Source organism: Deinococcus sp. HSC-46F16 (assembly GCF_024171495.1).
GTDB lineage: Bacteria > Deinococcota > Deinococci > Deinococcales > Deinococcaceae > Deinococcus.
The window spans coordinates 84,105-98,320 of the sequence record NZ_JALJZW010000005.1; the positions used below are offsets into that span (position 1 = coordinate 84,105).

The 14,216-nt window shown below is 66.2% G+C and carries 17 protein-coding genes; 14 read left to right on the forward strand and 3 right to left on the reverse strand.

Translation table 11 applies throughout. The features are described 5' to 3' along the window. Positions 1 to 37 precede the first annotated feature (37 nt). The 6 genes from L1280_RS11480 (at position 38) to prmC (ending at position 4,424) form a co-directional block, all read left to right on the forward strand. The gene (locus L1280_RS11480) at positions 38 to 259 is read left to right on the forward strand and encodes a hypothetical protein (RefSeq protein ID WP_253582431.1); all 222 of its coding nucleotides are present in this window, start codon (positions 38 to 40) and stop codon (positions 257 to 259) included. Continuing rightward, positions 256 to 870, forward strand: coding sequence for a DUF2087 domain-containing protein (locus tag L1280_RS11485; protein ID WP_253582432.1), 615 nt, complete (start codon positions 256 to 258; stop codon positions 868 to 870). Before L1280_RS11480 ends, L1280_RS11485 begins: the two co-directional genes overlap by 4 nt. 5 nt (positions 871 to 875) lie before the next feature. Continuing rightward, positions 876 to 2,111, forward strand: coding sequence for an aminopeptidase (locus L1280_RS11490; RefSeq protein ID WP_253582433.1), 1,236 nt, complete (start codon positions 876 to 878; stop codon positions 2,109 to 2,111). A 30-nt stretch (positions 2,112 to 2,141) separates the two neighbouring features. Then, positions 2,142 to 2,738: a peptidylprolyl isomerase gene (locus L1280_RS11495; protein ID WP_253582434.1), complete on the forward strand. Its 597-nt coding sequence runs from the start codon at positions 2,142 to 2,144 to the stop codon at positions 2,736 to 2,738. Between the two features lie 202 nt (positions 2,739 to 2,940). Then, positions 2,941 to 3,531 carry a protein jag gene (locus L1280_RS11500; RefSeq protein ID WP_253582435.1) on the forward strand — a complete coding sequence of 197 codons (591 nt, stop codon included), beginning with the start codon at positions 2,941 to 2,943 and terminating at the stop codon, positions 3,529 to 3,531. 17 nt (positions 3,532 to 3,548) lie between these two features. Then, on the forward strand, positions 3,549 to 4,424 hold the full coding sequence (prmC, locus tag L1280_RS11505) for a peptide chain release factor N(5)-glutamine methyltransferase (RefSeq protein ID WP_253582436.1): 876 nt from the start codon (positions 3,549 to 3,551) through the stop codon (positions 4,422 to 4,424). Here prmC and ribH read toward each other — a convergent pair. Beyond that, on the reverse strand, positions 4,390 to 4,863 hold the full coding sequence (gene ribH / locus L1280_RS11510; RefSeq protein WP_253582437.1) for a 6,7-dimethyl-8-ribityllumazine synthase: 474 nt from the start codon (positions 4,861 to 4,863) through the stop codon (positions 4,390 to 4,392). The genes prmC and ribH overlap by 35 nt on opposite strands. A gap of 265 nt (positions 4,864 to 5,128) precedes the next feature. On the opposite strand from ribH, the gene purC reads away from it, so the two are divergent. Genes purC through purL form a run of 6 tightly spaced genes read left to right on the forward strand, consistent with a single transcriptional unit; the run spans position 5,129 to position 10,115 of the window. Continuing rightward, complete coding sequence (purC, locus tag L1280_RS11515; protein WP_253582438.1) at positions 5,129 to 5,839, forward strand: phosphoribosylaminoimidazolesuccinocarboxamide synthase; 711 nt, start codon at positions 5,129 to 5,131, stop codon at positions 5,837 to 5,839. 28 nt (positions 5,840 to 5,867) lie between these two features. Then, on the forward strand, positions 5,868 to 6,119 hold the full coding sequence (gene purS, locus L1280_RS11520; protein WP_253582439.1) for a phosphoribosylformylglycinamidine synthase subunit PurS: 252 nt from the start codon (positions 5,868 to 5,870) through the stop codon (positions 6,117 to 6,119). After that, a complete protein-coding gene (locus L1280_RS11525) occupies positions 6,116 to 6,487 on the forward strand; it encodes a cupin domain-containing protein (protein WP_253582440.1) in 372 nt (123 codons plus the stop codon). The genes purS and L1280_RS11525 overlap by 4 nt, the downstream gene beginning before the upstream one ends. Continuing rightward, positions 6,484 to 7,152, forward strand: a complete 669-nt coding sequence (gene purQ, locus L1280_RS11530) for a phosphoribosylformylglycinamidine synthase subunit PurQ (RefSeq protein ID WP_253582441.1) — start codon at positions 6,484 to 6,486, stop codon at positions 7,150 to 7,152. Before L1280_RS11525 ends, purQ begins: the two co-directional genes overlap by 4 nt. Beyond that, positions 7,149 to 7,865 (forward strand): MOSC domain-containing protein, encoded by a 717-nt coding sequence (locus L1280_RS11535; protein ID WP_253582442.1) that lies wholly within the window; start codon positions 7,149 to 7,151, stop codon positions 7,863 to 7,865. The genes purQ and L1280_RS11535 overlap by 4 nt, the downstream gene beginning before the upstream one ends. A 9-nt stretch (positions 7,866 to 7,874) precedes the next feature. Next, entirely contained in the window at positions 7,875 to 10,115 is a 2,241-nt protein-coding gene (gene purL, locus L1280_RS11540; RefSeq protein ID WP_253582443.1) for a phosphoribosylformylglycinamidine synthase subunit PurL, read from the forward strand. 146 nt (positions 10,116 to 10,261) lie between these two features. On the opposite strand, the gene L1280_RS11545 is transcribed toward purL, so the two are convergent. Continuing rightward, positions 10,262 to 10,618 (reverse strand): endonuclease domain-containing protein, encoded by a 357-nt coding sequence (locus L1280_RS11545; RefSeq protein ID WP_253582444.1) that lies wholly within the window; start codon positions 10,616 to 10,618, stop codon positions 10,262 to 10,264. A 103-nt stretch (positions 10,619 to 10,721) separates the two neighbouring features. Here L1280_RS11545 and purF point away from each other — a divergent pair, with 103 nt between their 5' ends. Then, positions 10,722 to 12,155, forward strand: a complete 1,434-nt coding sequence (gene purF / locus L1280_RS11550) for an amidophosphoribosyltransferase (RefSeq protein WP_253582445.1) — start codon at positions 10,722 to 10,724, stop codon at positions 12,153 to 12,155. Positions 12,156 to 12,907: 752 nt separating this feature from the next. Here purF and L1280_RS11555 read toward each other — a convergent pair. Further along, positions 12,908 to 13,612, reverse strand: a complete 705-nt coding sequence (locus L1280_RS11555) for a hypothetical protein (RefSeq protein WP_253582446.1) — start codon at positions 13,610 to 13,612, stop codon at positions 12,908 to 12,910. A gap of 85 nt (positions 13,613 to 13,697) precedes the next feature. Between L1280_RS11555 and L1280_RS11560 the strand changes: the two genes are divergently transcribed. Next, on the forward strand, positions 13,698 to 14,195 hold the full coding sequence (locus L1280_RS11560) for a hypothetical protein (protein WP_253582447.1): 498 nt from the start codon (positions 13,698 to 13,700) through the stop codon (positions 14,193 to 14,195). Positions 14,196 to 14,216: the final 21 nt, after the last annotated feature.

Here is a 14,216-nt window from a genome sequence, read left to right on the forward strand (position 1 = left end):
TTCGAACCATCTAAGATCTGTTTCGAAGGAGGTCGAAATGAGTCAGGAGCAGATGAACACGCAGTACCGCCACATCCTGGACGGCCTGCTCACGAATGCCGAGCGGGATGTCCGGCTGGCGCGGGCGGAGGGCGACCGCTCGGGCACGGCCAAGGCGCAGGCCCGGCTGGACACCCTGCGGGCCGCGCTGGAGATCTACGCCGCGTGTCACCTCGTCGCCCACGGGGAGCGGCCCTGGCCCCGCGAGGTGGCCCGGTGAGGGCGTCCGCGAACGATCAGGCCGCCCTCTTCCGCGCCCTGTCCCACCCGGCCCGCGTGACCCTGCTGCGGCTGGCCTGGGAGGAAGCCCTGTCCGGCGAGACGCTGGCCCGGCTGATGAACCTTGCGCCCGCGACCGTGAGCCACCACCTCGCGCAACTCACCGAGGCCGGGCTGATGACGGTGCGGCAGGACGGTCACCACCGCCTGTTCGGGACCCACCGCCCCGCCCTCGACCTCACGCTGAGTGCCCTGGTGCGCGGCGAGGCGGCCGCGCCTGCCCCCGAAGACCCCTACCGGGCGCGGGTGCTGCGGGCCTTCCTGCGGGACGGCAAGCTCGTCCGGATTCCCGCCCAACGCAAGAAACGCGACGTGATCCTGCACGAACTCGCCGCCCTCTTCGAGCCGGGGCGCACCTACAGCGAGCGTGAGGTCAGCGACGCGCTGGCGGAGTACCACCCCGACTTCTTCACCCTGCGCCGCGAACTCGTGGGGCTGGGGCTGCTCGCGCGGGAAAAGGGCGTGTACTGGCGGGTCACGGAAGGGACCACGCCGCGCACCCCGCAGATGGCCGACGACCTCACCCTCCGGCTGCCGGGGACCGTAGAGTGACCCCCATGACCCTCTCTTTCGACGACAAGCTCGCCCGCTATGCCGACCTCCTCGTGCGTACGGGCGTGAATCTGCCCCAGGGCGGCAAGCTGCTGGTGCAGGCCCCCATCGAGGCCGCGCCCCTCGTGCGGCTGGTGACGCGGGCGGCGTACCGGGCCGGGGCCGCAGACGTACGCGTGAACTACAACGACGCGCACCTCGGCCTGGCGCTGTTCGAGGACGGCAGCGACGAGGCCGTGGACTTCCTGCCCGACTGGCACGCGGCGCAGCGTGAGGCGATGGTCGCGGACGGCTACGCCTCCATCGGCATCGTGGGCGAGGACCCCTCGCTGCTCGCGGGGGTGGACCCCGGCCGCATCGCCCGGCGCTCCAAGCGGGTGGCGCAGGCGATGAAGGCCGTCTCGGAGGCCACCGGCGGCTTTCAGGTCAACTGGACCGTCGCCGCGATGAGCACCCCCGCCTGGGCCGCCCGCGTCTACCCCGAGCTGCCGGAGGCCGAGGCCGTCGCCCGGCTGTGGGACGACATCTTTGCCGTCACGCGGGCCGACCAGCCCGACCCGGTCGCCGCCTGGAACGCGCACCTCGCGCGGCTGGAGCGCCTGACCGCCCTCCTGAACGAGAAGCAGTACGCGGCGATTCACCTGCGTTCCGAACTGGGCACCGACCTCACCGTGGGGCTGGCGGAACACCACATCTGGCAGGGCGGCGCGGAGACGGCCAAAAACGGCGTGCGGGGCGTGCCCAACCTCCCCACCGACGAGGTGTTCACCGCCCCGCACCGCGAGCGGGTGGACGGGGTGGCGGTCGCTTCCAAGCCGCTCTCGGCCCGTGGGCAACTGATCGAGGGCATCCGGGTGCGCTTCGAGGGCGGAAAGGCGGTGGAAGTCAGCGCCGAGAAGGGCGAGGACACCCTGCGCGGCCTGATCGACACCGACGAGGGCGCGGCCCGGCTGGGGGAAATCGCCCTGGTCCCGGCGAGTGCGCCCGTGTCGCAGACGGGCACCCTCTTCCTGAACACCCTCTTCGACGAGAACGCGGCCTCGCACATCGCCCTGGGGCGCTGCTACCCCACCAACGTGCAGCACGGCGAGAACCCCGAAGCCCTGCTCGCGGCGGGCGGCAACGATTCGCTCATCCACGTGGACTGGATGATCGGCACCGCGCAGACCGACGTGGACGGTGTGACGGCGGACGGAGAGCGCGAGGCGCTGATGCGCGGGGGAGAGTGGGTGGTCGGCTGACCGCTGACCCCTAGAGCTACAATGCTCCCCATGACCAGCGACCAGAGCTACCAGGCCGAGGGCTTCTCCCCCACCTCCGAGCTGTCCAGCGAGCGCCGCACCAGCTTCTCGCAGATGCCCGAACTTGGCGACGGCATCGAGCCGGGCAAGGCCTACCGCGCCGTGCTGGAGACGAGCAAGGGCCGGATCGTCATCGACCTCTACTCCGACGACGCGCCCATGACCGTGAACTCGTTCGCGTACCTGATCCGGCACCACTACTACGACGGAATCAAGTTCCACCGTGTGATTGACGGCTTCATGGCCCAGGGCGGTGACCCCACCGGCACGGGCACGGGCGGCCCCGGCTACACCTTCGACGACGAGATCAACGGGCACCGCCACGACGCGGCGGGCGTGCTAAGCATGGCGAACGCGGGCACGCGGATGGGCCAGGGCACCAACGGCTCGCAGTTTTTCATCACCTTCACGGCCACCCCGCACCTCGACGGGCGGCACACCGTCTTCGGGCGCGTGGTGGAGGGGCTGGACGTGCTCGACCGCCTCACCCGCATCCAGCCTGGCATGCCCGGCACGCCCGACGTGATCGAGCGGGCCTACCTCGTGGAGAAGAACGCGGAAGGCTGAAAGGACTCCGATTGAATCGTTGACGTAGTGATTCAATCCGAGCGAAGCGAGAAGGAGAGGAACGGGTTCCGGGCGTGGAGGTTGTAAACCGGCGTCGTCCCGGTTTGCAAACGGAGCAGACGGAATCCGTCTGAGCGCGGCGGAGTCAGAGGGGGGTGGGGGCCAGCAGCCTGCCGCCCCCCTGCTCTGTAGACTGTTTCTCATGGACAACCGCACGAACCTCGACGACTACCTCGCCGGGCTGGGCATTTCGGGCGCGGACGAGACCGAGGCGCCGCCGCCCGCGCCGGAGGTCGCCGCTGGCCCCGTCCCGGCGCTGACCCCCGCCGACGAGGACCCCCGCGCGGTGCTGGAGCGCTTTCTGACCGGCCTCGCCGCCCGCATCGACCCCGGCCTCTCGGTCAGCGTGCGTGAGGGCGAGGGAGCCCTGGAGGTGGAGGTCGCGGGCGAGAATGCCGCCCGGCTCGCGGGCCGCGACGGGCGCACGCTGGGCGCCATTGAGGTGCTGGCCTACACCGTGCTCGCCAAGCAGGCGGGCCGCACCGACCTGCGGGTGCGGGTGGACGTGGGCGGCTTCCGCAAGCGGCAGGCCGACACGCTGACCCGACTGGCCGAACGCCTCGCCGTGCAGGTCGCCAAGAGCGGCGAGCCGCATGAACTCCAGCCCATGCCCGCCGCCGACCGCCGGGTGCTGCACATCGCCCTCAAGGAGCATCCCGACGTGACCACCGAGTCGGTGGGCGAGGGCTCGGCGCGGCGCCTCATCATCAAGCCGAGAAGCTACGGGGCGTGAGGCAGCTTCCCTAGCCCATGCCCCCCCTCCGCACCCTGCTCACCGAGGCCCGCGAGCGGCTACGGGCAGCGGGCGTCCCCTCTCCCGAGGCGGACGCCCGCGCCCTCGTGCTGCACGCGCTTGGGCTGACCGGGGCCGCGCTGCTGACCCGTGCGGGGGAGGCAGTGCCGGACGCTGACGCCGCGCGGGTGTGGGCACTGGTGCAGGAGCGGGCCGCGCGGGTGCCCCTCCAGCACCTGCTGGGCGAGGTGGAATGGGGCGGCGTGCGGCTGCGGACAGACGGGCGGGCGCTGGTGCCCCGGCCGGAAACCGAGTGGCTGCTGCACCTCGCGCTGGAGGCCCTGCGCGGCGTCCCCGCTCCCCGCGTGGTGGACGTGGGCACGGGAACGGGTGCCCTCGCGCTGGGGCTGAAGGCGGCCCGCCCCGACGCCAGTGTCACCGCGACCGACCTCAGCCCAGAGGCGCTGGCCCTGGCCCGCGAAAATGCCGCGCTGAACGGGCTGGACGTGGCTTTCGTGCAGGGAAGCCTGCTCGCGGGACGGCCCGGCCCCTTCGACCTCGTGCTCAGCAACCCACCCTACCTCCCCGACGGGGACCGCGCCGGGGCCGGCCCCGAGGTGAAGCATGATCCCGACCTCGCCCTGTACGCGGGAGCGGACGGACTGGACGTGGCGCGGCTCCTCGCGGCGCAGGCGGCGTCAGTCCTCACGCCGGGGGGCGTCCTCCTCCTCGAACTCGACCCCCGCAATGCCCCCACGCTGGCCGGGGAACTGCGGGCGCAGGGGTGGGAGGCCGAGGTACTCCCTGACCTCACCGGGCGCGAGCGCTTCGTGCGGGCCACTCTCCCGCCGCCCGGAGTCAGCCCCGCTCGGGAATCTGGCGCAGCAGGTTGACGGTCTCGATCATGGCGAGGACGGCCTCGCCGCCCTTGTTCCCCGCCTTCGTCCCAGCCCGCTCGATCGCCTGCTCGGTGGTGTCGGTGGTGAGCACGCCGAAGGCGATGGGCACGCCCGTGTGCAGCATCGAGTTCAGGATGCCGTTTGTGGCCGCGCCCGCCACGAAGTCGTAGTGGTCGGTCGCCCCCTTGATGATGGCTCCCAGGCAGATCACCGCGTCGTATCGCCCGCTCTCGGCCAGGCGCCGGGCGACGAGCGGCACCTCGAAGGAGCCGGGCACGAGGTAATGGTCAAGGTCGGCGCTGTCCCCGCCGTGCTGCACGAAGGCGGTCTGTGCCCCTTCCACCAGCCGGTCCACGATGAAGTGGTTCCAGCGCGTGCTGACGACGGCGAACTTGAGTCCGGTGGCGATCAATGTGGCCTCGGTGCGGTTCATGGGGGCATTGTGCCGCGTCCGCGCGGCAGGGACGCCTGACCCATGCGGTTTAACACGGTGTTAAGGTGGAGCACGGCAGCCCCCCGGCTGCGTTCCCTCTTCCTTCTCCTTCCACCCGCGTCCCGCGAGACGCCCCGTGTCCTCCCCCGGCGCGGTAAGCCCGCCCGAGAGGCGGCGATGGAGGCCCCATGATCAGCCATACCCAGCCCACGAGCGTTCTCCCGACGGCCGGGAGTTGCTCGCGTCTCCTTTGTGGAGTCCCGGCATGAAGCTTGAGCAGCGTTACGAGGGTAAGGCCAAGCGCGTTTATGCGACCGCCAACCCGCACGAGTACGTCGTGGAGTACAAGGACGACGCCACCGCCTTCAACGGCGTGAAAAAGGCGCAGATCATGGGCAAGGGCGAGATCAACAACGCGATCACCGCGCACCTCTACCCCCTGCTGGAAGGGGCCGGGATTCCGACTCACTTTCTGGAGCGGCTCTCGGAGCGCGAGCAGCGGGTGCGGGCGGTCGAGATCATCCCCGTCGAGGTGATCGTGCGGAACGTGGCTGCCGGGAGCTTCTGCAAGCGGCTAGGGCTGGAGGAAGGCACGCAGCTCTCGCGCCCCGTCGTCGAATACTGCTACAAGTCCGACGCACTGGGCGACCCCCTGATCAACACGGACACGGCGGTGGCGCTGGGCTGGGCGACCGAGGAGGAGCTGCGGCGCCTGCGCGAGCTGAGCCTGAAGGTCCGTGACTTTCTGGTGCCCTACTTCGAGGCACGCGGCATCCGCCTGATCGACTTCAAGCTGGAATTTGGCCGCGCCCACGACGGTCAGGTCGTGCTGGCCGACGAGATCAGCCCCGACACCTGCCGCTTCTGGGACGCGGCGACCGGAGAAAAGCTCGACAAGGACCGCTTCCGCCGCGACCTCGGCGGCGTCGAGGACGCCTACGCCGAGATGCTGCGCCGCGTGACAGCCCCCGCCTGACCGCCCCTTCACCCCCCACGGAGTCCCCATGCCCCAGTACCACGCCAAAGTCTTCGTCACCCTCAAGCCGTCCATCCTCGACCCGCAGGGCCGCACCGTCGAGCGGGCGCTGTCGCACCTCGACCACACCAACGTCTCCGGCGTGCGCGTGGGCAAGCTGATCGAACTGACCCTGACGGGCGAGCGCCCCGAGGTCGAAGCGCAGCTCGCGGGCATCACGCGGGACGTGCTGAGCAACCCCATCATGGAGGATGCCCGCTGGGAGCTGGAGGAGGCATGACCACGCCCCGGAAGGTCAATCTGGAGCAGAAGTTCGGCCTCTTTGCCGAACACTGGTCGCCCAAGGTCGTCGGTGAACTCAACGGCCAGCAGGTCAAGCTCGCCAAACTCAGCGGCGAGTTCGTGTGGCACGCCCATGAGCAGGAGGACGAGCTGTTTTTCGTCATGCGCGGCAAGCTGCGCCTGCGCTTCCGTGACGGCGAGGCCGTGCTGGGCGAGGGCGAATTCATCGTCGTGCCGCGCGGCGTGGAGCATCAGCCGGTCGCGGAGACGGAAGAAGTCTGGGTCGTGCTGTTCGAGCCTGCCTCGACCGTGAACACCGGCACGGCGGGCGGCGAGCGCACTGTGACCGAGCTGGAGCACCTATGAGGACTGCCGTCATTCAATTCCCCGGCTCCAACTGCGACGCCGACGCCCTGCACGCGGCCCGCCTGACCCTCGACCCGGAAGCGCAGTTCGTCTGGCACACCGAAGCCGGGCTGCCGGAGGGCACCGAGCTGGTGTTCCTGCCGGGCGGCTTTTCCTACGGCGACCACCTCCGCTCCGGTGCAATAGCCGCCCGCAGCCCGATCATGGCGGCGGTCAAGGCGCACGCCGAGCGCGGCGGCTACGTGCTGGGCGTGTGCAACGGCTTTCAGGTGCTCACGGAAGCGGGGCTGCTGCCCGGAGCGCTCTCGCGCAACCGTGACCTGCACTTCCACTGCGCCCCGGTGCACCTGCGGGTGGAGAACGCGCACACGGCCTTCACGGAGGCGTACCCGTCCGGCCAGGTCATCGAAATCCCGATCGCACACGGCGAGGGCAACTACTACGCCGACCCCGAGACGGTCGCCCGGCTGGAGGCCGAGGGCCGCGTCGTCTTCCGCTACGTGGACAACCCCAACGGCTCGCTGAACGACATCGCCGGAATCGTGAACGAGGGCGGCAACGTGCTGGGCATGATGCCCCACCCCGAGCGGGCGGTGGAGGCGCTGCTGGGAAGCGAGGACGGGCGGAGGATTTTCGAGTCGTTGGGAGCGTGCGTAAAGCAATGACGACAACGGTCGGCCAGGTTGTAGAACTCTTTCGCTACCCCATCAAATCCATTGGTGGAGAACGCCTGACCTCTGCCGAAATCAATAGGAGGGGACTGGTAGGCGACCGCTTTTGGGCAGTGGAAGACGAGGAAGGCAAATTCGGTTCAGGCAAAACCACGCGGCGTTTTCGTCGAATGGAAGGCTTGCTGGAGTTCCGTGCCTTTCTGCGGGATGGACCGGACGTGCCCATGCTGGCGCTTCCGGACGGCGCTGAAGTGCTCGCCACGTCTCCGGAAGCGACCGCTGCTCTTCGTGAACGGACGGGCCAACAGGTTGCTGTGACAGCGGAGCGCGAAGTCTCCCACTTTGACGAGGGTGCCCTGCACCTTCTGACAACCTCGGCCCTGGGCAGGCTCGCCCAGGTTCATGGTGCCCCCGTGGATGTGCGCCGCCTGCGCAACAACATCACGCTGGACACCTCCCCTGCCCAGGGCCATCTGGAAGAGGAATGGGTGGGGAGGCATCTCGCTCTAGGGGAAGAGTTGATCGTGGAGATCGCCTATCTGATGCCCCGCTGCGTCATGGTCAACATGGCCCAGCATGATCTCCCCGAAGACAACCGCGTCCTGAAATCCATCTCTGAAATCAATCCTGACGTGTGCCTGGGAGCATTCGCACAGGTCGTCCAACCGGGCATCGTTCGGCTGGGTGACACGGCCCGACTGGTTTAAGGAGTTTCAATGACCCAGACCCAATCCCTCCGCCCTCAGGCCGCCACCTTCGGCCTGACCGAGGGCGAATACGACCTCCTTGTGTCGGGCATCGGGCGCGAGCCGAACGCGCTGGAAGCCGCCATCGTGGGCGCGATGTGGTCCGAGCACTGCGGGTACAAGAACTCGCGGCCCCTCTTTTCGGCCTTTCCCACGACCGGGCCGCAGGTGCTGCAAGGCCCCGGCGAGAACGCGGGCGTGGTGGACATCGGGGAGGGGTGGGGCGTGGCCTTCAAGATGGAGAGCCACAACCATCCCTCGGCCGTGGAACCCGTGCAGGGCGCGGCGACGGGCGTGGGCGGCATCCTGCGCGACATCTTCGCGATGGGGGCGCGGCCCTTTGCCGTGCTGGACTCGCTCCGGTTCGGCAACCCCGACAGCCCCCGCACCCGCTTTCTGGTGAACGGCGTGGTGGAGGGCATCTCCCACTACGGCAACGCGATCGGCGTGCCCACGGTGGGCGGCGAGGTGACCTTTCACCCGTCGTATCAGGAGAACCCGCTGGTCAACGTGATGGCCCTGGGCCTGCTGCGCCACGAGGACCTCGCCAAGGGGACGATGGGCGAGGTCGGCAACCAGATCGTGTACGTCGGGTCCAAGACCGGGCGCGACGGGCTGGGCGGCGCGGTGTTCTCGTCGGCGGACCTCAGTGCGGCCTCGCAAGCCGACCGCCCCGCCGTGCAGGTGGGCGACCCCTTCATGGAAAAACTGCTGCTGGAGGCCACCCTGGAGGCGATTCAGGCCGGGCTGGTGGCGGGCGTGCAGGACATGGGCGCGGCGGGGCTGGTGTCCAGTACGTGCGAGATGGCGTACCGTGCGGGCCTCGGCATCACGATGGACCTCGACCTCGTGCCCACCCGCGAGGAGGGCATGGTGCCGATGGAGCTGTGCCTCTCCGAGTCGCAGGAGCGCATGATCCTGGTCCCCGTGCCGGGCCGGGAACAGAAACTCCTCGACCTCCTTGCCAAGTGGGAACTGGACGTGGTGACCATCGGCGAGGTGGAGGCCCACGACCGCTACCGCCTGACCTGGCGCGGCGAGGTGGTCTGCGACCTGCCCGTCGCCCTGCTGAACGAGGCGCCCAAGTACACCCGCGAGGGCGTGGAGCTGGAAGAAATCCGGGCCAAACGCGAGCGCGACCTGAGCGGCGTGCCGGTGCCCGGCGACCTGGGAGCGGTGCTGGTGGACCTGCTCTCGCACCCCACGATCGCCTCCAAGCGGCCCATCTTCGAGCGCTACGACCATCAGGTCATGACGAACACGGTGGTCGTGCCGGGGGCCGCCGACGCCGCCGTGCTGCGGGTCAAGGGGAGCGGCATGGGCGTGGCCGCGACCTCCGACTGCAATCCGCGCTTCGTGTACCTCGACCCCTACATCGGGGCCGCCGCCGCCGTTGCGGAGGCCGCCCGCAACCTCGCGTGTGTGGGGGCGACGCCGCTGGCGATCACGGATAACCTCAACTTCGGCAATCCGCACGAGCCGGGCGTGTACTTCCAGCTTCAGCAGGCGGTGCAGGGCATTGCGGACGCGTGCCGGGCGCTGAATACGCCGGTCACGGGCGGCAACGTGAGCCTCTACAACCAGTACACCGAAGGGGAGCACAAGGTCGCCATCCACCCCACGCCGACGATCGGCATGGTGGGTGTGCTCCCCGACGTGACGGTGCGGGCCACGCTGGACCTGAAGCCGGGGCCGCACGTCCTCTACCTGCTGGGCGAACACGCGAGCACCATCGGGGCCTCGCAGTACCTCGAAACCGTGCATGGGCTGGAGGCGGGGCGGGTGCCGGAGCTCGACCTAGGGCTGGAAGCGAAGGTCATCGCCGGGACGCTGGCCCTGATTCGCGCGGACCTGACGACCACCGCGCACGACTGCTCGGAAGGTGGGCTGGCGGTGGCCCTTGCGGAGATGGCGATTGCGGGTATGCAGGGCCTGAAAGTCACGCTGGACGCGCCGGAGGGTATACGCCCCGACGCCCTGCTGTTCGGGGAGGCGCACAGCCGGGTGATCGTGGCGGTCCCAGTGGGCCACGAGCAGGAGGCTCAGGATGTGCTGGAGGGCCTGGGCGTGCCCTTCACGGCGCTGGGCGAGAGCCTGCCGGGGAGTGACCGGGTGACCATTGCGGTGAGTGGGGCGAACGTACAGTTGAGCGTGAACCTTGAGACGCTGAGGACGGCGCATGAAGCGCCGCTGCGGGAGATATTGGGATGAGGATTGGCGCGGTGGGGTTGCCCGGCCTGTTTCCCCCCTCCCAACCTCCCCCACAAGGGGGGAGGAGTGGAAAGACGGCCCTTGCTCCCTCCCCCCTTGTGGGGGAGGGCTGGGGAGGGGGGGCCACCCGGAGCCGCCTCAGCCCATCACCCGCCTTCCTTCAGGACTGCCTGAATTCGTTCCAGCACGCCGTCCAAATTTCCCCTAACCTCGTTGTTCCAGAACCGCATTATTCGGAACCCATCGGCTTGCAGGGCTGCGTCCCGCACCCGGTCGCTCTCGCTGTTCAAGTGCTGACTGCCGTCCAATTCGATGATCAGACGAGCGGGATAGCACACGAAGTCCACCACATACCGGCCGATAGGCTCCTGTCTCCGGAAGCTCACGCCAAGCTGGGCACTGCGGAGTCTGCTCCACAACAGGCGCTCTTCTGGCGTCAGGGTGCGGCGCAGGGTGCGGGCCACTTCCGTGCTGACGCTGCTCCGAGGCGGACGGTAGGCCATACGGAAATGTACACACCTCCATCTTTTCGCTCCTCCCCCCTCGTGGGGGAGGCCGGGAGGGGGGGTACGCGGCTGGCCGCCGCCCCCTCAGAGGACCCCACCCATGATCTTTGACCCCACCACCGACAAGCCGCAGGACGAGTGCGGCGTCTTCGGGCTGTACTCGACCACCCCCAACGACCTCGCGTGGCTGACCTACCTGGGCCTCTTCGCCCTGCAACACCGGGGGCAGGAGGCGGCGGGAATGTGCGTCAGCGACGGCGACAAGTTCCACGTGGACAAGGATCTCGGGCTGGTCACGCAGGTCTTCGACGAGCGGCGGCTCGACGGCCTGCGCCTGCCCAACGCCCGCGTGAGCATCGGGCACGTGCGCTACTCGACCACCGGGTCGAACCTGCGCTTCAACGCGCAGCCGCTGACCACCCGCACGAACAAGGGCATTCTGGGCCTGGCGCACAACGGCAACTTCGTGAACGCCCGCGAGGTCCGCAGCGGGATGCTGATGGAAGGGGCGCTGTTCCAGACCACCAACGACAGTGAGGTCATGCTCAACCTGATCGCCCGCGAGTCGCACATGGATTTGGTGGAGGCGACCGCCAGCGCGATGAAGGAACTGAAGGGCGGCTACGCCTGCGTGCTGATGAGCCGCACCCAGCTCCTCGGCTTCCGCGACCCGCACGGGGTCCGGCCGCTGGTGATCGGGCAGCGCGACAGTGCCAATGGGGAGGGGGGCGCCTGGGTGCTGGCCTCCGAGCCGTGTGCCCTGTACGCCGTCGGTGCCCGTCTGATCCGCGACGTGCAGCCCGGCGAGCTGGTGTGGTTTGACCGCGACGGCCTGCACTCGCTGATGGTGGAACCGAAGCGGCCCACCCCCTGTTCCTTCGAGTGGATCTACTTCGCCCGCAGCGACGGCGAACTCGACGGGGTGGACATCCACGAGAGCCGCCTGCGGATGGGCGCCCAACTGGCCCGCGAGAAGCCCATCGAGGCCGACATCGTGGTCCCCGTGCCCGACTCCGGCATCGGCGCGGCGATCGGGTACGCCCGCGAGAGCGGCATTCCCTTCGACTACGGCCTGTACAAGAACCCCTACGCGGGCCGCACCTTTATCGCCCCCACCCAGGAGGCGCGGGAGCTGAAGGTCAAGATGAAGCTCTCGCCCACCAGCGCAGTGCGGGGCCGCCGGGTCGTGTTGGTGGACGACTCCATCGTGCGCGGCACCACCAGCCGCCAGATCGTGAATCTGCTGCGTGAAGCGGGGGCCACCGAGGTTCACTTCCGGGTGTCCAGCCCGCCCATCACGCACCCGTGCTTCTACGGCATCGACACCGCCGCCCGCAAGGAACTTGTCGCCAGCACCCACAGCGTCGAGGAAATCCGCGAGCTGATCGGCGCGGACACCCTCGCCTTTATCAGCGAGCGTGGGCTGCGGGAGGCCATCGGCGGCTCCGGCCTGTGCGGGGCGTGCTTTACCGGGGAGTACCCGGCGGGAACGCCACTGCTGAACGACGTGGACAAGCTGGCGCTGGAGGTCTGAGGCAAAGCGGTAACGGCCAAGCTTTTAGACTGCCCTTCAGACGAGGGGCAGTATTTTTTCAACCACTCGTCCTCCGCCAGAAGCCACGCCAACCGCGCCATCCCAAAGCCACCCACGTCACCACCCTGCGCCTAGACGAGGACATGGAGCAGCGGCTCATGCAGGTCGCCGCGCTGAAGAAGGTGCTGTATCAGATGCTGTTCAAGCGGCTCGTGGGCGAGCGGCTGTACGAGGAGGAGAAGCGGTTGGGATTAGTATAACGAGGGCAAACGCCTAAACATTAACACAAAATGCCTTGTATTTAATTTAGGCAATTTTCGCTTAGTAATCTATCGAATTTTTGTATTTTTCATTGGTCACGTGAAAATTATCTAGAATCGATATAAGATAAAGCCGTCTCTAGAAGTTTCAAGTAATAGCGCGATTCCACGCCGTTGTACTTTTTAACTACGGCAATCAAATTTTCTCTGCACACAGAGCTTTCCAAGAAGGACTCCACAGTCTTAAGGTTCTCATTCAAATCTTCCATACTTAAAAACTTTATAAATAAATTAGCATCTACAGGCATCCTAGAAAGCCATACATTATTATACCTAGCTTGGCATAATCCAGTAGTAGGATTAAAGCCAGTCATTAGTAGAAGGTACTCAAATGCCCTTACATGCATAGGCCTGAACCAACTTTCTACTATAATGATTGCAAGAGATATTTTTTGTGTTTCGCTCATACATTCATAGTCCACAACTTCAAATCTATTCAGCGTCTTGCTCATGTGACTGTAGAAGTTCACGTAGTTTCTCCTCGCGCATCTCTCTATCTAAAACGACCTGAGTTAACAGGCCTGCCACAACTCCAAAAATTACCCCCTGCACGATTACACCGACAAAAATCGTCTCCACCATAGATTTTAAATATCCCCACCAATCTTGCTCTTCCGCAAAAGTTATATTATCCATGTATCCCTTCGCAAGAAAAAATATTGACAAACCATAAAATAACCACGATACTAGACTTATAACTCCTTTTTTCTTCTTAAATCCAGTTGAATAAACATCATAATCCAAAATTGAACGCGCTATGGACTCAAACCTGACGATAGCTATTATCGTAATAGCAATGTAGAATTCAGAGGATTTCAGAACAGATGCGCAGGCCCAGCCGACAATAAAAGGTATTACGTAAGCAGAAGTTATGAATGAAGCACCAGCACCAATCCAGATGTGCCTAGTTATAGCCTTCACTTCCTCCTCAGACTTGGCTATATCGTATGTCATCTGATTAGTACCATAATAACGAGCCAATGATGGATTTAAAGATTCAAGTGCGAAAGGAAAATAGACGGGTGTATAGTAATATTTCCTTAAACGCCGCACATACTCTAGGGCAAAATATAGTAATATTGGGAGCGATATGAATAATGGTCTTACAAGAGATGGCTGAGTAAAGAATTCTAACATTACATCGCTCTCCCAAAGGCTAGATCAGCTACTATTCTTTGCGAAGCCAGAATAGCTCAAGAAACAGTTACTTGAAGCACAGCATATGACTTCATCTCCCGACCTCTGCCACGCCCTCGCCCGAGTCCACCCTCCCCCCGACGCCCGCCTCTCCTGCATCTGGGCCGCCGACTCCCGGCCCGACGGGTGGGAGAACGTGCCGCCCAGCGTGCGGGCGTGGTGGCTGTCCCTCTCTACGGAGTTGCTGAGCGGCTCGGGCTGGGGCCGCGTGGTGCTGGTGCAGGACGTGGGGTATCGGTGGTTCCGAATGCAGTGCAGCGTGCAGGAGGCCACGCCCGAGCGGGTGCTGGCAGCGGTAGAGGGGGATCATGGGGCACCGTCGTCGGCCGGGTCGTTCACGCTGGCGTGGGGGGCGAGCGTGGAGCGCGGGCGCGTGAGCTGCCGGGGCGCGGCGTTCAGTGTGGGGGATCAGCTCGGCGTATGCCTGTACGCGGTGCCGGACGATCTGGAGTGGCTGAGGGCATGGGGTTCTTCCTTCGAGACGGAAGCCGCCCGGCGAACCTTCGAGGCGAACGAGTGGTAAGTGAGTGGGGCGGGCACCCAC